Source organism: Hoeflea sp. (assembly GCF_039975035.1).
In the GTDB taxonomy this organism is placed as follows: Bacteria; Pseudomonadota; Alphaproteobacteria; order Rhizobiales; family Rhizobiaceae; genus Hoeflea.
Map to the genome: position 1 here is coordinate 1 of NZ_JBDWHW010000173.1, position 2,362 is coordinate 2,362.

Sequence of the window (2,362 nt, forward strand, 5' to 3'; positions counted from 1 at the left end):
GGGTATCGACCTGACATATTCCGGACTTGAGACAATTACTCCGTCACATTCCCTGATGAGGCCGGTGAGGTGTTGAACCTGATCTGGTAGCTGGCCGTCTTCAAGGTCTGGAGTGAAGACAGGGAGCCGTGCGACATCGGCGTAGACATGAATTGAATGTTCGGAAGGTGCCACACGTGCCAGCGCGCGAAGCAATTCCGTATTGGTCGAGTTTTGTCGTCCGCTGCCGGACACTGCAAGAAACTTCATGGTTTCTCATCAAGGTGGCAGTACACAAAGTCAACAAGCAGAACAGATGTCAGACACGCCTGTTAATCATCCATTTACCATAATCGTGTTGCTTTCATTTCTTCCAGATATTGAATTTTCCCGATTCAAGATTGCCGATGAAAGGACGCGGTTATGGCGTTGAAACTGAGCCGACGCAGCTTTGTAGCCGGACTTCCGCTTTTGCTCGCGGCATGCCAGAGCCAAAAAGGCGCTGCCGTTCAGGCTGGCCTCAATCCACTGGCCGATGGAACACCAGATTATGCGTCCGCCTATGCGCCGGTTCGCGATGGCGGGTTCTCGCTTCCGGGAATCCAGTATCAGAATTTCGATACGCGGTATCTTCGCCAGTCCGTCTATTATCCGTCGCGTTATCCAAACGGGACCATCGTTGTCGACCCGAAGAAAAAGTTTCTCTATCTGATCCAGCCCGGTGGCCGCGCCATCCGGTACGGAATTGGTGTCGGACGGGCCGGTTTTGCCTGGAACGGCGAAGCAACAATTCGATTCAAGCGGCAATGGCCCAAATGGTTTCCGCCAGACGAGATGATTGCCCGCGATCCGAGCCTTGAGAAATACCGGGATGGTCAGGCTGGCGGTCCGCGCAATCCGATCGGCGCGCGCGGTCTGTATCTCTGGCAGGGCAACAAGGACACTCTCTACCGCATCCACAGCACCAATGCGCCCAGCAGCATAGGCACCAATGCCTCCAGCGGCTGCATCCGCATGTGGCATCAGGACATCATAGACCTTTATGAGCGCGTCGAGCTTGGCACAAAGGTGATCGTGAAGGGCTGAATCCTCAGCACTACATTGAATTCGCTTAAATCTGATCGTCGAACGTGTTGAAGGTCTCACGCATGCGATCGGGATTTGTGCCGCGGCCAGTGAAGAGCTCAAATGCTTTCACGGCCTGGAAGACTGCCATTCCTGACCCGGGCAAGACACGGCACCCGAGACGTCGGGCATTGTTCAACAGTTCGGTTTCCAGCGGGAAATAGACAATATCGGCGACCCAAATATCCGACCGCAGCAGATCCTTCGGGAAAGGTGAACCGGGTAATTTGGCCATGCCGACGGGACTGGCGTTGACAACCCCCGAGAGAGTGTCCGCAGATTTCTGGTCTAGTGACGCAATTGCTTCGACCAGGACATCTGGACGGTTGGCGCAGATGAGTGCTGCCAATTGTTCTGCTCTCGCGAAATCGACATCATGGATTTTCAGGTGCTGAACACCGCAGTCAGCCAATGCATGGGCGACTGCACCTCCGGCACCGCCCGCGCCAATCAGCAGCACGTTTTCGACGTTTGCGCCGGTCATGTTCACGCGGAAACTTTCAGCAAAACCCCAGTAATCCGTATTGTGGCCAACGCGCCTTCCACCGCGAAACAGGACAGTATTAACTGACCCTATTGCGGCAGCTTCCGGGGAAATCTCATCCAATAAAGATAGCACCTCGACCTTGTAAGGGAAGGTGATGTTGAGGCCGTCATATCCGGCCATTTCTGCGGTGCGCAGGACATCATTCAGCGATTGCTCGTCGACGGGTAAATCATCGACATCATGAAGTTGATAGATGCAGCACAAGTTCTGGGCGCGCGCTTCCGCCATGTGCATTTCCGGAGTACGGGATTGCGTGATGCCGCGGCCAACCAGTCCGAGCAGGAATGAATCTTTTATGGTCGTCACTCTGCGCCCGCATCCACGTTGGTATCCGCAATCTTTTTGGCCCATTCTTTGGAGACTTTTGAAAGCGGAAGAAGGGCCTTATACACCTCGACGCCGAAGTCAGTCACCTGATATCCACCCTCTCCATGGGTGACAAAACCAGCAGCCTTGAGTTCCTTCAGGCGGGAGTTGAGCACGGCAGGGGAGATGCTTTCACAGAATTCCTGCAGGCCCCGAAACGTGCAAGGGCCATGCTCATACAGCTGCCAGAGCACACCCATGGCCCAGCGACGACCCAGTAGGTCGAACAGCGCCATGATCGGGCTGCCGCTGCGCGATCCGCGAACGGCCTTGCCGGGAACCGGTATGTCAGACACGGCATCTCCTGTTGCTATGCATACGATAGCGAGCTATCATTTGCATAGC

General features: G+C 55.0%; 4 protein-coding genes. 1 reads left to right on the forward strand and 3 read right to left on the reverse strand.

The window, feature by feature from the left end; translation table 11 throughout:
• The coding region (locus ABJN75_RS15815; RefSeq protein WP_348440544.1) for an NADPH-dependent FMN reductase at positions 1-249 on the reverse strand (249 nt) is incomplete at its 3' end.
• Positions 250-402: 153 nt separating this feature from the next.
• Here ABJN75_RS15815 and ABJN75_RS15820 point away from each other — a divergent pair.
• Positions 403-1,065: a L,D-transpeptidase gene (locus tag ABJN75_RS15820; RefSeq protein ID WP_348440545.1), complete on the forward strand. Its 663-nt coding sequence runs from the start codon at positions 403-405 to the stop codon at positions 1,063-1,065.
• Between the two features lie 25 nt (positions 1,066-1,090).
• Here ABJN75_RS15820 and ABJN75_RS15825 read toward each other — a convergent pair whose 3' ends face one another.
• Both ABJN75_RS15825 and ABJN75_RS15830 read right to left on the reverse strand, forming a co-directional pair.
• Positions 1,091-1,957 (reverse strand): shikimate dehydrogenase, encoded by an 867-nt coding sequence (locus tag ABJN75_RS15825; RefSeq protein WP_348440546.1) that lies wholly within the window; start codon positions 1,955-1,957, stop codon positions 1,091-1,093.
• Positions 1,954-2,313 (reverse strand): helix-turn-helix domain-containing protein, encoded by a 360-nt coding sequence (locus ABJN75_RS15830; protein WP_348440547.1) that lies wholly within the window; start codon positions 2,311-2,313, stop codon positions 1,954-1,956. Before ABJN75_RS15830 ends, ABJN75_RS15825 begins: the two co-directional genes overlap by 4 nt.
• Positions 2,314-2,362: the final 49 nt, after the last annotated feature.

Bases quoted from the DNA above. Each gene is read 5' to 3' on its own strand.
- ABJN75_RS15820 (WP_348440545.1), top strand. From the start codon at position 403: ATGGCGTTGAAACTGAGCCGACGCAGCTTTGTAGCCGGACTTCCGCTT.